At 54.3% G+C, this 16666-nt stretch carries 17 protein-coding genes and 1 other RNA gene; 2 read left to right on the top strand and 16 right to left on the bottom strand.

The window, feature by feature from the left end:
• Nucleotides 1–286: 286 nt before the first annotated feature.
• From ACFFK0_RS23995 to ffs, 7 genes are all read right to left on the bottom strand, one after another.
• Nucleotides 287–550 (bottom strand): pro-sigmaK processing inhibitor BofA family protein, encoded by a 264-nt coding sequence (locus tag ACFFK0_RS23995; protein ID WP_377472905.1) that lies wholly within the window; start codon nucleotides 548–550, stop codon nucleotides 287–289.
• On the bottom strand, nucleotides 547–831 hold the full coding sequence (locus tag ACFFK0_RS24000; RefSeq protein ID WP_377472906.1) for a DUF2508 family protein: 285 nt from the start codon (nucleotides 829–831) through the stop codon (nucleotides 547–549). The genes ACFFK0_RS23995 and ACFFK0_RS24000 overlap by 4 nt, the downstream gene beginning before the upstream one ends.
• Before the next feature lie 131 nt (nucleotides 832–962).
• Nucleotides 963–1559, bottom strand: coding sequence for a recombination mediator RecR (gene recR, locus ACFFK0_RS24005; protein WP_377472907.1), 597 nt, complete (start codon nucleotides 1557–1559; stop codon nucleotides 963–965).
• Nucleotides 1559–1867, bottom strand: coding sequence for a YbaB/EbfC family nucleoid-associated protein (locus ACFFK0_RS24010; RefSeq protein ID WP_377472909.1), 309 nt, complete (start codon nucleotides 1865–1867; stop codon nucleotides 1559–1561). The genes recR and ACFFK0_RS24010 overlap by 1 nt, the downstream gene beginning before the upstream one ends.
• Nucleotides 1868–1890: 23 nt before the next feature.
• Nucleotides 1891–3660, bottom strand: coding sequence for a DNA polymerase III subunit gamma/tau (dnaX, locus tag ACFFK0_RS24015; RefSeq protein WP_377472910.1), 1770 nt, complete (start codon nucleotides 3658–3660; stop codon nucleotides 1891–1893).
• A 57-nt stretch (nucleotides 3661–3717) separates the two neighbouring features.
• Entirely contained in the window at nucleotides 3718–5109 is a 1392-nt protein-coding gene (locus ACFFK0_RS24020; RefSeq protein WP_377472911.1) for an ATP-binding protein, read from the bottom strand.
• A gap of 146 nt (nucleotides 5110–5255) precedes the next feature.
• An RNA gene (gene ffs, locus ACFFK0_RS24025) (signal recognition particle sRNA small type) lies at nucleotides 5256–5355 on the bottom strand.
• Nucleotides 5356–5510: 155 nt separating this feature from the next.
• On the opposite strand from ffs, the gene ACFFK0_RS24030 reads away from it, so the two are divergent.
• Together ACFFK0_RS24030 and ACFFK0_RS24035 are read left to right on the top strand one after the other, a co-directional pair.
• Complete coding sequence (locus tag ACFFK0_RS24030) at nucleotides 5511–6287, top strand: DUF5683 domain-containing protein (RefSeq protein WP_377472912.1); 777 nt, start codon at nucleotides 5511–5513, stop codon at nucleotides 6285–6287.
• A complete protein-coding gene (locus tag ACFFK0_RS24035) occupies nucleotides 6284–6736 on the top strand; it encodes a hypothetical protein (RefSeq protein WP_377472913.1) in 453 nt (150 codons plus the stop codon). Before ACFFK0_RS24030 ends, ACFFK0_RS24035 begins: the two co-directional genes overlap by 4 nt.
• Before the next feature lie 50 nt (nucleotides 6737–6786).
• Here the strand turns inward: ACFFK0_RS24035 and ACFFK0_RS24040 are convergent, their stop codons facing one another.
• The 9 genes from ACFFK0_RS24040 to rpoE all read right to left on the bottom strand — a co-directional run bounded on the left by ACFFK0_RS24040 (nucleotide 6787) and on the right by rpoE (nucleotide 16419).
• On the bottom strand, nucleotides 6787–7221 hold the full coding sequence (locus ACFFK0_RS24040) for a hypothetical protein (RefSeq protein ID WP_377472914.1): 435 nt from the start codon (nucleotides 7219–7221) through the stop codon (nucleotides 6787–6789).
• Between the two features lie 120 nt (nucleotides 7222–7341).
• Nucleotides 7342–7539: a 50S ribosomal protein L31 gene (rpmE, locus tag ACFFK0_RS24045; RefSeq protein ID WP_377472915.1), complete on the bottom strand. Its 198-nt coding sequence runs from the start codon at nucleotides 7537–7539 to the stop codon at nucleotides 7342–7344.
• 64 nt (nucleotides 7540–7603) lie between these two features.
• Nucleotides 7604–8881: a radical SAM family protein gene (locus ACFFK0_RS24050; RefSeq protein ID WP_377472916.1), complete on the bottom strand. Its 1278-nt coding sequence runs from the start codon at nucleotides 8879–8881 to the stop codon at nucleotides 7604–7606.
• A 36-nt stretch (nucleotides 8882–8917) separates the two neighbouring features.
• A complete protein-coding gene (rho, locus tag ACFFK0_RS24055; protein ID WP_377472917.1) occupies nucleotides 8918–10216 on the bottom strand; it encodes a transcription termination factor Rho in 1299 nt (432 codons plus the stop codon).
• Nucleotides 10217–10799: 583 nt separating this feature from the next.
• On the bottom strand, nucleotides 10800–12059 hold the full coding sequence (gene murA / locus ACFFK0_RS24060) for a UDP-N-acetylglucosamine 1-carboxyvinyltransferase (protein WP_377472918.1): 1260 nt from the start codon (nucleotides 12057–12059) through the stop codon (nucleotides 10800–10802).
• 153 nt (nucleotides 12060–12212) lie between these two features.
• Nucleotides 12213–13067: a class II fructose-1,6-bisphosphate aldolase gene (fba, locus tag ACFFK0_RS24065; protein ID WP_377472919.1), complete on the bottom strand. Its 855-nt coding sequence runs from the start codon at nucleotides 13065–13067 to the stop codon at nucleotides 12213–12215.
• 424 nt (nucleotides 13068–13491) lie between these two features.
• Nucleotides 13492–13878 (bottom strand): response regulator, encoded by a 387-nt coding sequence (locus ACFFK0_RS24070; RefSeq protein WP_377472920.1) that lies wholly within the window; start codon nucleotides 13876–13878, stop codon nucleotides 13492–13494.
• 147 nt (nucleotides 13879–14025) lie between these two features.
• Entirely contained in the window at nucleotides 14026–15627 is a 1602-nt protein-coding gene (pyrG, locus tag ACFFK0_RS24075; RefSeq protein WP_377472921.1) for a CTP synthase, read from the bottom strand.
• Between the two features lie 210 nt (nucleotides 15628–15837).
• A complete protein-coding gene (gene rpoE / locus ACFFK0_RS24080) occupies nucleotides 15838–16419 on the bottom strand; it encodes a DNA-directed RNA polymerase subunit delta (RefSeq protein WP_377472922.1) in 582 nt (193 codons plus the stop codon).
• Nucleotides 16420–16666: the final 247 nt, after the last annotated feature.

Here is a 16666-nt window from a genome sequence, read left to right on the forward strand (position 1 = left end):
GCCAGGATCAAACTCTCCAATAAGGGTAGTTCGACTTGCTCATTGATAACACTTGCGTGTTTGTTTTCTTGCGAAAACCTCTCACTCGTCATTCAGTTTTCAAAGAGCAATCTCAACGTCACCGGTTTTAGCGGCGACTTTTATAATATATCACACCCGCCCTGTCCGTGGCAACTGGTAATTCTTATACTCCCCGTTGCTCAATCCGGCAATTCGGAGCGGCGAGTAATAAAGTAACACGAAACGACACCCGGAGTCAACACCGGGTGTCGAGAAATTTTCCCCCTTAAATGAGAACGAGCTTTAAAGCTGCCAGCAGCATGAGCCCCGGCACCCCGAGCACACCAACCGTTGCAATCGTAGTTACATTAATCGGCAAAGTAAATTGCGTATAAGAGCTGACAAGGTTCACAAAATACAGCAGAAATGCCGCAACTATGATATTCACACCTAGATAAGTCAGCCAACGGCCGGCAGCACGGCTGCGCAGGACAACGATGATCAGCAGCAGCGCCGAAACGCCGAGAACCCCCCACATGATCATTTTCATGCACCGCCAGCCTCCATCACCTTGTCGCTGTCAATCAGGCTGAGCTTCGCTTGCTTCGCCGCCTTGATCAGCATCTCGTAGCGCTTCTCCGCTGCCTCCAGCGCATAGATTGCGTAGTCGATCTCATCCTTGCTGACCGCATAATCCAAACGGGTTTGCGCTATTTCCCAATCAGCATGGGCTTTACGCACTTCCTGGTATAACTCGTACTTTTCGTTCCGCTCTCGTTCTTGACGCTGCCGCCTCGGTTGCATCCATTGCCGCAACATTTTCAACTGCATATTCTGGTCCTCCCTCGACACCAATCTTGTCCAATTCGCTCAAGACTATGATTATGAGGGGCAATACGAGTTTATGAACAAGCAGCGGAATACAAAAAAGCCCCGGAACGCCAAAGCGTCCGGGACATTCCTTACAGCTCGCGGCGCCCTTCGAGCGCCTTGGTTAACGTCACTTCATCGGCATATTCCAAGTCCCCGCCGACCGGCAAACCGTGCGCGATCCGTGTCACCTTCAGGCCGAAGCCTTTGACAAGCCGGGATAAATACATTGCCGTCGCTTCGCCTTCGACGTTCGGGTTGGTGGCAAGAATCAGTTCCTGCACCCTTTCGTCGCCAAGGCGCTTCAGCAGCTCGGGGATATGAATCTGATCCGGGCCGATTCCTTCCATTGGCGAAATGGCGCCATGCAGCACGTGGTAGTAGCCCGTAAACTCCTTCGTACGCTCCATCGCAACCAGATCTTTCGGCTCCTGCACGACGCAGATGACAGACCCGTCCCGGGATTTGTCCTGACAAATCCGGCACGGATCGATATCGGTAATATTGCAGCAGACCGAGCAGTAATGCAAATTGCGTTTGACGTTCACGAGCGCCTTGGCAAAATCGAGCACGTCATCTTCCTTCATGCGCAGCACATGAAAGGCAAGACGCCCCGCCGTCTTCGGACCGACTCCGGGCAGACGGGAAAAGGCGTCAATTAATCGAGATATGGGTTCCGGGTAAAACATTAGAACAGCCCGGGGATGTTCAAGCCGCCGGTCAGTCTCCCCATGTCCTTGTTGGCCAGCTCTTCCGCTTTCGCAAGCGCGTCATTGACCGCTGTCAATACGAGATCCTGCAGCATTTCGACGTCTTCCGGGTCTACAGCTTCCGGTTTAATGGTAATCGCCATAATTTTTTTCTGGCCGTTCGCCGTAACGGTAACGACACCGCCTGCCGAGCCTTCCACCGTCTTGTTGGCAAGCTCCTGCTGCGTCTTCTCCATTTGCTCCTGCATCTTCTTCACTTGCTTCATCATTTGCTGCATTTGGTTCATTTGTAATCGCTCCTATATTGGAATTAGTCGTCTTGAATCTTGACCAGCCCGTCGCCGAACAGGTGGATCGCTTCGGAAATCCACTCTTCCTTGGACGCCGCCTTCGGGTCCTCGTGCTCGAGCTGCATCGTTTCCTTCGGCGCATTCGCCCCGGAAGCATCGGACTGGGCATCCTTCCATTCCTTCATCATGACCGTTGCGAAATGGACCGGCCTGCCCAGCACCTCGTGCATCACCTGCTCGATCAGCTGCCGGTTTGCAGGCTTCTCGGTCGTATCCCGATGCATGGCGCTCTTGAAGGCAAGCAAGACCGTATCGCCTTCCACGCCGACGGGTTCTCCGTCCACAAGCCATGCATGGACGGTGATTTTCCTGTCTTTCACAACCGACAGAATCGAATGCCAAGCGGTCAGAACGGCGCGAAGCTCCGCCGAATCGGCCGAAGCCAGGAAGCCTTGCAGCTTCACGCTGGATTTGCGAACCGGTGCTGAAGCAGCGGAACCGCCGGCCCGCGAGCCCATCACGGACGGACGAGGCGCGGCACCGCCGCCGTCCGGAGCCGCCCCGCCCTGCAGCAGCTTCTGCAGCTGCTCCTCCAGCCGCTGTACCTTGCGGTTCAGCTCGGCAACAGCCGCAGGCTCGATACCGGCCGCCGCAACGCCGGACGGCTCCGCTGCGGCAGCGGTCCGCTGCGCACCCGCCGCTACGCGGTCACCGGCACACGCCCTCATCATCGCTACTTCGAATAATGTCTGCGGCTGTGCGGAATATTTCATCTCGCTGAGATAATGATTGAGAACTTCAATCGTCTGCATCAGCTCCTGCGGCGTAAAAGGCGCTGCAATGCGGGCTAGCTGCTCCGCATTCCAGATCCGATCCGTCATCGATTTCGAATCGGGGATCATCTTCACCACGAGCAGGTCGCGGAAATATTGAATGAGGCTCTCCATGCATTTGTCGGCACTCTTGCCTTCTTGCATGAAAGCGTCGACCAGCTCCATCGCTGTACCGATATCCCGCTCGCGCATCGCCGCGATCAGCTTCTCGAACTGCTCTCCGGCTAGTCCGCCCGTAATTCCGAGCACGTCGGAGAGCTCCACCCGTTCCCCGGAATAAGCGATAATCTGATCGAGCAGACTGAGCGCATCCCGCATCCCGCCGTCCGACAGCCTGGCGATATAATGCAGCGCATCGCGGCTGATATCGATTCCCTCTTTCCCCGCGATGTAGCTGATTCGCTCCATCTGCTCCTCTAAGGAAACGCGTCTGAAGTCGAAACGCTGGCAGCGGGAAATGATCGTCGGCGGGAGCTTGTGCGGCTCCGTTGTCGCCAGAATAAACATCACATGCGCCGGCGGTTCCTCCAGCGTCTTCAGCAGCGCGTTAAAGGCTTCCGTCGTCAGCATGTGAACTTCGTCGATGATGTATACCTTATGCCGGACTTCCGTCGGCGCGTATTTCACTTTGTCCCGAATATCGCGGATTTCTTCAACGCCCCGGTTGGAAGCGGCGTCAATCTCCACGACGTCCATGACCGCCCCCTCCGTGATGCGGCGGCAGGCTTCACATTCGTTGCAAGGCTCCTCTGCCGGCCCCCGCTCGCAGTTGACCGCTTTGGCCATAATCTTGGCCGCACTCGTCTTTCCTGTACCGCGAGGTCCATTGAACAGATAAGCGTGCGTAAATCTTCGCTCACGGAGAGAGTTCTGCAGCGTCTGCACGATGTGCTTCTGCCCGACGACATCCCCGAAGCTTTGCGGCCGGTATGTCCGGTATAATGCAATATGTGCCATGAGGTTCCTCTCCATGTGGCGAGCCACAATTTGATGACCTCTATTATACACGATCCGTCAGGAAAAAGGGATACCTACGGTAAACGTGGTACCGTAGCCCTTGGACGACACTCGGATCGTCCCGCCGATATCGTGCACGATGCGCTGGCATACCGATAAGCCCAGTCCGGTCCCCTCTTCTTTCGTCGTAAAGAATGGATCGAAGATTTTATCGACCAGAAAAAGCGGAATGCCCGGTCCCGTATCGTGAATATCGATCAGCACTTTTCGTTCCAGCGGGTCCAGCCGCTCCACAATCGTCAATACGCCCCCTTCGCCCATCGCTTCGATGCCGTTCTTGCTGATGTTGAGAAACACCTGCTTCAGCAGCTCCTGGTCAGCGATAACGGAAGGGAGTCCGCCTTGCAAGGGAACGTACTTGACCTCCGTTCCGTGCAGCAGCGCTTCATTGCGGATGATCGGTAAAATCCCTTCAAGCACCACCTGAATGTCGACCTCAGACAGCGTCGCTTCCCGTGGCTTGCTGAGCAGTAAAAACTCGCTGACGAGCTCGTTAATCCGGTCGATTTCGGTCAGCATTACCTCGGTAAAGGAGCGTTCCTTCAGCATCTCCCGGTCCTCGAACGTCGACTTCAGGATTTGCAGAAACCCTTTGATGGAGGTAAGCGGATTGCGAATCTCGTGGGCGGTGCCCGCCGCGATCTGGCCGATCATCGCCAGCCGGTCGCTGCGCTGTACCTGGGCCTCGAGCGACCGCAAATGCGTAACGTCTTTAAACATGACATACGCCCCGACGATGCGCCCGTCTTCCCCTCTCAACACGTTGGAGTCGAGCAGCAGATCATAGCGGCTTTCCGCGTTCGCCCAAGACACCGCATGATTGCGCACGATAACGCCATCGAGAATAGTGCGCTGCACAAGCCGATGCTGAACGGGAACATGTGCGAAAATATCATCCAGCGAGCGGAACATCACTTCTTCCCGTTCATACCCCAGTATGCGGCAAGCCGTATCGCTGATATTTAATAACGTATAATCCAAATCGATTAACAGAACACCTAAATTCACATCTTTTATAAAGCTTGCAGAGAAACGCTCCAGGAGTGCGCGAGAACGGTTTTGTTCAGGAGTCAGTGAATTCCGGACATAGACGGCAAATGCGGATTGTCCGCCTACCTCCACCGGTACGATGCCGCCTACTCCCGGGATCATCCTTTCTTCTAGCGGCAAGCTGCCTTCCGGCCATTCGAGCAGCTCACGAACCGGCCGGCCCGACAGTTCCGCCGCGGCCGAACAGCCGCAGCTCCGAGCGAAGCTGTCATTCGCCGCTATGACGAAGCCTTGAGGTGTAACGAGGACGACGTTAATTCGGCCCGAAGCATCGAAGTGCCGCAGCACTCGCTTTGCCTCGCTTCGAAGGTCTACGAAAGATTTTGCCGGATCCACCATATAGCATGCACCTCCGTTTGCATAGTTCTGCGGATGGCTTGCATTTCCCTTCCGGCATTTGGGCGGAAATACAAATAAGGCCTCACGTCCCAGTTATTACTGGTCGATGAGGCCTATCGTTTGTTAGTTGTTGTCGAAAGGGTATGTAGAGCCAGGCACCCCTCCGGCACATGAAACTTCCCGCTTATGGCTGCTTCCTTCCGGACCTGACCAGATTCGCGGGCATCCATTGCGGAGGACCCGGCCGAAACTTAGTATAGCCCATCGGCAGGCAAAGTGCAACTGGGTGATCTTGGATAACGGATAGCAGCGGGCCCGAATGACCAAAAACCATTATGGCAAAGATATGACAAACTGGATCCGCTTGTTGTCCATTAACCGATAGAAAGGTAAGTTGCTTCATGAACGACGCTCCTCGGCGCCCTCTTGCCAGATTAAGCGTATTCGGCATAATCCAGCTGCATCCCCGCAATCCGCTGATGGTGGCCTGGTGGTCGGCTGTTTTCCCCGGCTTCGGGCATTATTTATTGCAAAAATTTTCTCGGGGCACGCTTCTCACTTTATCCGAGGTGATTATCAACACACTTGCCCACATTAACGAGGCGATGGTGTTGTCGTTCTGCGGGCGCTTCGAGGAGGCTAAGAGCATCCTCGAACCGAATTGGATGTTTGGGTATTTGGCCGTTTATCTCCTGAGCATCGGCGACTGTTATCGCTCAACTTTGACCATGAACAAGCTCTACGACCTCGCGGACCGGGAACAGTCACGGCTGCCCAGTGTGCATCTATACGGCTCCGAAGTTCAATATGTCGAACAAAAGAATCCCGTTACTGCAATGATATATTCTACATTGTTCCCGGGAATGGGACAGCTGTACAATCATCGCATATTTCTTGCGTTCTATGCCATGTTCTGGTGGTGGTTTTACGCTTCGAACTCTCGGGCCTATGAAGCTTTGCTGTACCTTGTGCTCGGCAACTTGAGTTATTCGACGACGCTGCTTAACCCGCATTGGCTGCTTTTCATGCCGTCCGTCATGGGCGGGGCCGTATATCACGCTTTCGTAAGGGCAGTAGAGCACAACAAGCTGTTCCGGGATGAGCAGCGCCAATTTTTAACTGATCGTTACCGTTATTCTAAGGTTTGCATCGGAAACGGTATTGAGGCTCGGCTATGATCGTTACGGCTACGTTCCCCCACAGTCTTGAATTGGAGCAAGCGCTGGCTATGATCGAAAACCTCGGTGTCGCGCGCGAGCACATCGTCGTTTGGAATATGGAAACGGAACCCCAGCATGACTTGTCATTTCAGCAGCCACCGTATCGTACAAGTGTCGTCGAGACGGGAATTGCTGCGGCTACCGGCATTGCTGTAATCGGGGCAAGTGTCGGCTTTATTTTGCCTTGGGGACCGATTATTTGCGGGCTCGCCGCGGCGCTAGCCGGCTTTGCCGTCGGGTGCCTCTTTCAAATGCGGCTATTAAAAAAGAAGGGTGTCGTGCGCAAAAAGAGGCCGTTGCCCGAGGTCGTCGTTGTCATCGACTGCACTCATCACAACGCTGCGCAGATTCGGGATATCGTGTGGGCACAGCACGCCCTGTCCGTAGGAAGCTTCGCACAAAACTGATCTAACGACAAGCAGCCTAGCCGTCTTCGGCTAGGCTAGCGATACCGTGATTATCGCCGGTCTGTCGTTACTCTGATCTGGTAGCGCGGCATCTGCTGCTCCAACTGATGGAAGGCTAGGTCGCGGATGCGGCTTGCATCGGTTTCGGAGGTTCCCTGCTTCAAATCAAGATCGACATTTGCGATGGGACCGTTCAAGGTGATGGTCGAATTCGTAACCTCCGGAATGCCGTTAATGACCTGACGCATCATGCGTACGTCATCGCGGGTGTGATGATATCCCGGGTTAACCGGATTGTTCGGGCTGACGCTGGTTAAACCCATATAACCGTCCGCCGGATAGTTTTGCGCCTTCGGCGTGCCGTCGGCATTGTGATTCCCGCAGCCGGACAGTGCCAGAGCGGCTCCAAGCACAGCCGTAATAATCGGTAAGCGGTATTGGCGATAACATCGATGATGGCCGTTGTCGTGATGATTGGTCAACACAAAAACACCTCCCTCGATCTGACGAGTTCGGAAAGAAGAAGCTTCTTCTTCCGTCTACCCGTTAGAATACCCGTGGGAGGTGTTCCTATGCCGCAATCCCTAATGGGAATCGCATGCAGATTACATGCCGTATTTCTTCTTGAATTTATCAACGCGGCCGCCGGCATCGATGAACTTCTGCTTACCCGTGAAGAAAGGGTGGCAGTTGGAGCAAATTTCCACGCGAAGGTTCGGCTTAACGGAACCTGTCTCGAACGTGTTGCCGCAGGCGCAAGTAACAGTCGTCACATGGTATTTCGGTTGAATCGCTTCTCTCATTTTCGTTCACCTCTTTCCGCCCTGGACTCTTTGCGAATCCAGAGTTCTATTGACACGAATTCGATTATAACATAGGCGCTTCATCCGCCGCAAGTCTTTTGAAGAAGGACGGAGCATGCGTGTAGGAGCCGATTACGACATCCGGAAGCTCTTCGCGGAAGATGTCCAGCATCTGCTTCATTCCAACAATCTCGCCGCGAGGCTTCGGAATAATGCTGTAATAGCTTTCCGGATCCAGGTTCAAATTCCGCATTTGAATGAGCTTCAGGCCGGTACGGCGGGCAAAATCGATCATCGCCTCGATTTCTTCCTCGCGGTCGGTAACCCCCGGGAAGATGAGATAATTAATCGAGGTAATGACGCCCTTGTCCGCTGCGTAACGCAGGGACTTCTCCACGTTTTGCAACGTGTAGCCGCGCGGCTTGTAATAAGCGTTATAGTGGTCATCCAGCGCACTGATCGTACTGACTCGCATCAAATCGAGCCCGGCATCGACAATACCGCGAATGTGGTCGGTGAGCCCGGCATTCGTGTTGATGTTGATGTAGCCGAGCTTCGTGCGCTCGCGCACTTCTTTGATCGCGGGTATAATGAGCGCCGCCATCGTCGCCGGCTCGCCCTCGCAGCCTTGACCGAACGAGATAATGCTCTCCGGTTCCTTGAGCTGCTCCAGCATCACCTGTACGATCTCCTCGACCGTCGGCTTGAAGTTCATTCGCGTCTGAGGCGCAGGGAAACCGCTGTCGTCGGGCTGCTCCGAAATACATCCGTGGCAGCCGGCATTGCAGGTGTACGACACCGGCACAGCCCCTTCCAGACGCTGCAGAAACGTATTCGAGGCCGTCAGGCATTCGTAACCGAGAGCGCAGTGGGACAAATGCTGGTACAGCCGGTTGTCCGGATACTGGCTTGTCAGCCTCTTGACCTGCACTTCGAGCTGGTCCGGGTCGCAATTGCGCGGATTCCACGGCTCCGGATCGTCGGTCGGATCCGCAGCGACATAAAATCGGCCGTCCTTCCAGACAACCGCCGTATAACCAAACAGCGGGAGAAGCGCTTTTTTATCCGTCTTGACGTAGCTGGGCAGCAGCAGCCGGGTGAAGCCCTGCGGCAGCAGCGCGCCAACTGCGGTAACATCGCCGGGAACCGTCACCATCTCGCCCGTCTCATCGTCGATAGCTACCGGCATTGTGTTCGGAAGGCTGACCAGCGTCGCTCCTTCGGGGAGCGGAATCAGCTCTTCCTCTAGTATATCCGTGATCATATCGCCGTTACGGCCGAGAGCTGTGTAGCCGGGATGATCGTACACGTTTCCGTCCGCATCTGCGTAAACCAAATTCATGGAGGTACACCTTCATTTCGTTAGTAGACAATCTGATCAGGAGGCGGAATTTTTCACACGTTTGTTGGTCCCGCCGCCCGGCGCATTCACGTTCGGCTTCTCGATGGAATCGAGGAATTCCTGGTTCGTCTTCGTGTCGGCCAGCTTCTTGATGAACGCTTCGGTATATTCGTGAGAATCGTTCATGCTCTTGCGAATCGCCCAAATCTTCTCAAGCTCTTCCTTCGTGAGAAGCATCTCCTCGCGGCGCGTGCCGGAGCGGCGAATGTCGATCGCCGGGAATACACGGCGCTCCGCCAGCTTGCGGTCCAGGTGCAGCTCGAGGTTGCCCGTTCCTTTAAACTCTTCATAGATGACATCGTCCATCCGCGAGCCCGTTTCCACAAGAGCTGTCGCAAGAATCGTCAGCGAGCCGCCCTCCTCGATGTTCCGCGCCGCACCGAAGAAGCGCTTCGGCCGATGGAACGCACCCGGATCGATACCGCCGGAAAGCGTACGGCCCGTAGGAGGAACGACCAGGTTGTAGGCGCGCGCCAAACGTGTAATGCTGTCCAGCAAAATGACGACGTCCTTCTTCGACTCCACGAGACGCTGTGCACGCTCCATGACGAGCTCCGCCACCTTGATATGGTTCTCCGGCAGCTCATCGAACGTAGACGCCACGACCTCGCCGCGGACCGAGCGCTGCATGTCCGTGACCTCCTCCGGCCGCTCGTCGATCAGCAGCACAAACAGCTCGATATCCGGGTAGTTGGTGGAGATGCTGTTGGCGATTTCTTTCAGGAGCAGCGTCTTACCGGCTTTCGGAGGGGCGACGATCAGGCCGCGCTGGCCCAACCCGACCGGGGCGAGCAAATCCATAATTCGGGTGGACAGCTTCTCGGGGGAGGTCTCCATCGTGATTTTCTTTTGCGGGTAAAGCGGTGTTAATGCAGGAAAATGAAGCCGCTCCGACGCAGTAGCCGGATCGAGTCCGTTGACCGCTTCTACCTGCAGCAGACCGAAATATCTTTCGTTCTCCTTCGGCGGCCGGCATTTGCCGGATACCAGGTCGCCCGACCGCAAATCGAATTTGCGGATTTGCGAAGCCGAGATGTAGATGTCCTCGGAGCTCGGCAAGTAGTTGATCGGTCTGAGGAAGCCGAAGCCTTCCGACAATACCTCGAGCACGCCCTGCATAAACATGAGGCCGCTCTTCTCCGCCTGAGCTCTCAAGATGGCAAAAATAAGTTCTCGCTTTTTCATTTGCCCGTAGGCGGGAATCTGATGGCTCTTGGCGAGCTTGTAGAGCTCGGTCAGCTTCAGAGCTTCCAGTTGTGCTAATTGCATATCCATTATGAGGATCAACCACCAAACTATTAATATGATCTAAACAGTATTGCCGTAATCGGTTGGAAATAATCATATGCTGCCGGGCGAGTTTATCGCGCGGGTGCTGCGCTGCTGCGGATTGTGCCATGGGTTTACGGCTTCGTTAAACTCGGGTTCCCTGAATTCAACATAGCGGATGGAACCCGAGTTTAAAGGCGCACGCTTCGCTCTCCGCCCCCATAGCACATCCTCCGCAGCTCCGCACACTCGACGTTACTTCCAACCGGATTACGGCTGGGGGGAGGGAGGCCTGCGGCTGCGGAATCGACATCCCGCAGCGCAGGCATAAGACTAGAAACAATGTACTATGCTACAGAACTAAGGAGAAACCGCAATATTTACTGTTACTAAGATAACCACAATCTCATACATAGACTGCGACAAAGGCCTGAGAAAAACTCTTATCCGCAGTAATTCGAAGAAGCGACTGCTCCCCCGCAAAGCGGAGCTGCACATCGAAGCTAAGTTCGATAACTTTGCGGGGACTCCGGAATGGAGGAAGTTATTTCGCCAGTCAGAAAGCCCGATTCGCAATACGGAATACTCGTCACTCTTCTTCGGTTCGCCACACTTCGGCGCCCAGCATGGAGAGATTGAAGACAAAGTTATCGTAGCCGCGGTCGATGTACTCAACGCCGGTGATTTCGGTCACCTCTCCGTTCGGCACGCTTAGCGCGGCGATGGCCAGTGCGGCCCCGGCGCGAAGGTCGGTTGCGCGAACTTTGGCGGCGCTTAGTATGGATCGCTCAATTACAGCCGAGCGGCCTTCGACTTTGATTTTGGCATTCATCCGTACAAGCTCCGGGACATGCTTGAAGCGGTTGCTGTATACATAATCCGTCAGGATGCTGACACCACTCGCCTGACACAGCAGGCTCGTCATCGGCGATTGAAGATCGGTCGCAAAGCCGGGATATACGAGCGCTTTCACATCGACGCTGTGATATTCGGGTTGTCCGACGACACGAATCGATTCGTCCATCTCGTAAATATGTACGCCCATCTCCTGCAGCTTGGCAGTCATCGCTTCCATATGTTTCGGAATGACATTGTCGATTGTGACGTCACCGCGTGTGGCGGCGGCGGCGATCATGTACGTACCGGCTTGAATCCGGTCCGGAATGATGGAGTGCCGGCAGCCGTGCATCGCATCTACGCCTTCAATGCGAATGGTCTCGGTACCCGCTCCCTTAATTTTGGCACCCATGGAGTTCAATAATGTAGCAACATCTATAATTTCAGGCTCTTTGGCCGCATTTTCGATAATTGTGGAGCCTTTGGCACGAGCTGCCGCCAGCATAATATTAATCGTAGCCCCTACACTGACCATATCAAGATAAATCTTTGCGCCGCGCAATTGTTTGGCACGAATATGCAATGCGCCGTTCTCGTTCGTCACTTCCGCTCCGAGCGCCTCGAAGCCTTTGATATGCAAATCGATCGGTCTCGGCTCAAAGTTGCAGCCTCCCGGCAAGCCGATTACGGCTTCGCCGAATCTGCCCAGCAGAGCCCCCATCAAATAATACGAAGCCCGAAGCTTCTTAACCTTGCCGTTCGGCATCGGAATCGACTTCATTCGGCTCGGATCAATGACCATCACGTCATCGTTCCACGTCACTTCGCCGCCAAGCTCGCTAAGAATTTCGGCATAAGTGTTGACATCGCTAAGATGCGGCAAATTATCAAGGGTAACAGGGGTTTCCGCCAAAATGGCCGCAGGAATCAATGCCACCGCACTATTCTTAGCACCGCTGATCTGAACCGTGCCGCGCAGCGGCCGGCCTCCGGCAATCATCAATTTTTCCATAGAACGATTCTTCCCCCTACAAGCTGCTTACATGTCTCGGTGTTATGTGTGCGTCTATCAAATCGGGACATCCGAATAACGGCGGGATAATAGATGAGAGGGAAACGCCGAGCCGCTGCGGGCTGAACGTTTCCCAATATATCAGATGGGGATTTACGCTTGGTTGTTGCTTCCGAACAGAAGAATCTTCGACTTCACGACTTCGACCATCGCTTTACGAGCCGGAGTCAAGTATTTGCGAGGATCGTAAACTTTCTGATCCTTCGTTACGATATCGCGGATCGTCTCCGTCATCGCCACTTGATTCTCGGTGTTGACGTTGATTTTGCCTACGCCTGCCGCGATAGACTTCTTGATCATCTCGTCCGGTACGCCGGATCCGCCGTGCAGAACGATCGGCACCGGAATCGCCGCGGATACCTTCTCGATGATGTCATAGTGGATGTTCGGCTCGCCGGAGTACATGCCGTGCGCCGTGCCGACTGCGATCGCCAGAGCGTCAACACCCGTCTCTTCGTAGAAACGGATCGCTTCTTCCGGCTTCGCCAGGTTGGCATTCTCTTCTTCAACGGAAATGTCGTCTTCAACGCCGCCGATCGTACCGAGCTCGCCCTCTACGGATACGCCCATAGCGTGAGCTGCTTTAACGATTTCCTTCGTCAGCTTGATGTTTTCTTCATAAGGATGATGGGAACCGTCGAACATAACGGAGCTGAAGCCCGCGCGGATACACTTCATCGCTACTTCGAAGCTGCTGCCGTGGTCCAGGTGAAGCGCGATCGGAAGACCGGATTTCTTCGCAGCCGCTTCCGCCATGGCTACCGTGAACTCGATGCCCATGTACTTCAGGGCGCCTTCGGAAACGCCGTAGATGAACGGCGATTTCAGCTCCATTGCCGCCTCCACGATCGCCTGGGCAAACTCCAGGTTGTTCATGTTGAATTGGCCTACAGCGAACTTATTCGCCTTGGCTTTAGGGAGAAACTCATTCATTGAAACTAATGGCATGGCTTCTTTCCTCCTACGATTAGGTGGTTTGTCTGCGTCTCTTAATAGGGACCGCTCATTGTCATACTGCCCTATTATAGCACAAGTAGCCGGAAATGACACAGTTTAGCTAAGCATTTTCATAGCTTTCCGGACAACTGCTGCGGCAACCCGGACACCCTATGATTATGCCCAATGTGCATACAGCTAAAGCGCCGCGAAGAGAGGGCTCTCCCGATATCGGAATACAGGCCGGGCGCGTGCGTTTCGCAGCTCCCGGCTCGTCTTCGACGAGGCGCTCCCTTTCAACCGGATGAGCTTCTTCCGTGCAGGCGGAGCCGCAACGGTCACCTTCCGCCGCCAGCACATAATAAAGCGGGCAGTCGCAAAGACTGTCCGCTTTATTTCACTATTCATGTCATTCGAGGTTTGAACCCGCGGGTGACTATACAGCAAACGTGTTGTTAGAAGGTTGATTCAATTGGTGATTGACCGCCATCCGCAGCTCATCGATATCGAACGGCTTCGTAAAGTGCATGATGGCACCGAGGTCCGTCGCTTCCTTTATCATGTCCAGCTCGCCGTAGACTGTCATCATAATAACCTTGATCGCCGGATTCATGCTCTTGATATGCTTGAGAATATCCAAGCCGTCCATGCCGGGAATCTTCATATCAAGCAGCACCAGGTCCGGCGTTGCGTTGCGGACGATCTCCAGCGCCAGCTTCCCGTTCGACGCTTGGTACGTATCATACCCCTCGTTGCTAAACACTTCCATTAGCAAAACACGAATACCGTTCTGATCGTCGACGATTAATACCTTCTTCTTCAAACCGATACCTCCTCGAGTGAGTCGCAGCCGTCATAACCGTAATTTCAGTAATTCGCTGTCAAGAGCTATATTCCTGCTCGATTCACGCTAAAAGTTTGAAGAGTTTCCCTCTAGCACCATTTGCAGCCATTCAGTGCCGCTGCAGGCTTAGTGGGTTTGTTTGAAAGCGGCCTTCACAAATTCGCGGAACAAAGGCTGCGGGCGGTTCGGTCTGGAGATGAACTCCGGATGGAACTGTACGGCCAGGAACCACGGATGACCCGGCAGCTCGATCATCTCGACGAGACGACCGTCCGGCGATGTGCCGCTGATCTTCAGCCCCGCCGACTCAATCAGGTCGCGGTACTGGTTGTTGAATTCATACCGGTGGCGATGGCGCTCATAGACGAGCTCATCCTGATAACACTCCATGGCGAGCGTGCCCGGGACGATTTTGCATGGATATAATCCAAGCCTCATCGTGCCGCCCAGGTTCTCGATATCCTTCTGCTCCGGCAGCAAATCGATGACCGGATAAGGCGTCGCCGGATTGATCTCGGAGGAGTTCGCCCCCTCCAGCTTCGAAACGGAGCGTGCATATTCCACAACGGCTACTTGCATGCCGAGACAGATGCCGAAGAACGGGATGCGTTTCTCACGGGCGTAACGGATCGCCGAAACTTTGCCCTCGATGCCGCGGTCGCCGAAGCCGCCCGGCACGAGGATCCCTTGCACACCCGAAAGAAGCTCGTCGACGTTGTGGTCGTATACTTCTTCCGCGTTCACCCAGCGGATATTTACTTCGGTGTTGCTGTCGATACCGGCATGCTCCAGCGCCTCCACAATACTCAAATAAGCATCGTGCAGAGCTACGTATTTGCCGACGATGGCAATTTCGGTCTTGTGCTGAAGGTTCTTCATGCGGCTGACCATGTGTTCCCAGTCGGTCAGATCAAGCTGCCCTGCGGACAAGCCCAGGTGCTTGACTACGATGTCGTCAAGGCCCTCCTCGCGCAGCAGCATCGGTACTTCATACAAAGTATCGGCATCGATGCATTCGACGACCGCTTCCGGCTCGACGTCGCAGAACTGAGCGATTTTGCGCTTCAGGTCGTCGGCCAGCGAATGCTCGGTCCGGCATACGATCACATGCGGCTGAATGCCTAGTCCGCGCAGCTCCTTCACGCTGTGCTGAGTCGGCTTCGTCTTCACTTCGCCTGCAGCCTTAATGAAAGGAACAAGCGTTACATGAATATACATGACGTTATTGCGGCCGATATCGTTCTTCATCTGGCGGATCGCCTCGAGGAACGGCAAGCTCTCGATATCGCCGACAGTACCGCCGATCTCGGTGATGACGACATCGGATTGCGCTTCGCGTCCGGCCCGGACGATCCGTTCCTTAATTTCATTCGTAATGTGCGGAATGACTTGGACCGTGCCGCCGAGATATTCGCCGCGGCGTTCCTTCGTAATGACGGAAGAGTATACTTTACCGGTCGTCACGTTGCTGTTCTTGGACAGGTTGATATCGATGAAACGCTCGTAATGGCCCAGGTCGAGGTCCGTTTCGGCGCCATCGTCGGTCACGAACACCTCGCCGTGCTGGTACGGGCTCATCGTTCCCGGGTCAACGTTAATGTAAGGGTCGAACTTCTGAATCGTAACCTTGAGCCCCCGGTTTTTGAGCAGCCTTCCAAGCGAAGCCGCCGTGATCCCTTTTCCTAAGGAGGACACCACACCGCCTGTTACAAATATATACTTAGTCATGATATGTAGACCTCCTCATAAGTCCGCTGCTAAGATTAGTGTTGGTAATATGCTTCAAAAAAACAAAAAAAAGTGACACCCGTTCCACACGGGGCACTTTTATTTTTAACAATTTGTTAAATTTCTTTTAAAGCCCATGCAATAGTGTACATGGTACCTTCTTCCGTGTCAAGGACAATCTGAAGCGCCTCGATCGAGGCGCTCCTTCGTTTACTTATCGTCGTCGTCATCGTCGTCATAATCGGCTTCTTCATCGTCGCCGTCAGCCTCAAACCCGTCTTCGCCCGATTCTTCGCCGGCTTCTTCAGCGTCTTCCTCCTCGGCTTCCTCTTCGAAGAATTCGCCTTCTTCTTCCGAATCGTCGGTCGTATCGAACTCGTCGCGGTCAGCGTCGAAGGCGTCGAACTCGTCTTCTTCGACTGCGTACGACTCTTCCTCTTCCTCCGCGTACAGCTCCTCGTCGTCCAGGTCGTCGTCATCGTCGTTGATGATGCGCGGACGCTTGCCGCTGCCCACCGTATCCTCCGACTTCTCGACCGGATACCAGCGCTTCAGTCCCCACAGATTCGTACCGACACACGCAAAGCGTCCATCGATGTTGATTTCCGTATATAGTTGAGCGATGACTTTCATGACGTCGTCGTCCGACAGCCCTTTGATCTTGGCGATCTCCGCCATCAGATCACGGTAGTAGAAAGGGGTATTGGCCGCTTTCAACAATTCGAACGCTAGGTCTACCATCGGCATTTCCTTGGCTTGTTCTTCGCTGATTTTGAGCGTGTATTGACTCATGGAACCCCATCATCCCTTCGATCATCGATAAAGATAAGTAAACCTTATTTCGGTAAAAAATGCAACTTGCCCCGCACCAAACAAGAGGAAACGGCTTTCGCCGTCTTGCAGACGCGCGTTACCCGTTGAAATATAAGCCAAATTATTGAGCTCGGCGAGATAAATTTCTTATATTTACAAAAATAAACGGAGGAGACCTTGCCAGCCGCAACCCCTGCGGTCGTCTCCTCCGCTTATTTGACTGTAT

Source organism: Paenibacillus chartarius (assembly GCF_042432825.1).
In the GTDB taxonomy this organism is placed as follows: Bacteria; Bacillota; Bacilli; order Paenibacillales; family NBRC-103111; genus Gordoniibacillus; species Gordoniibacillus chartarius.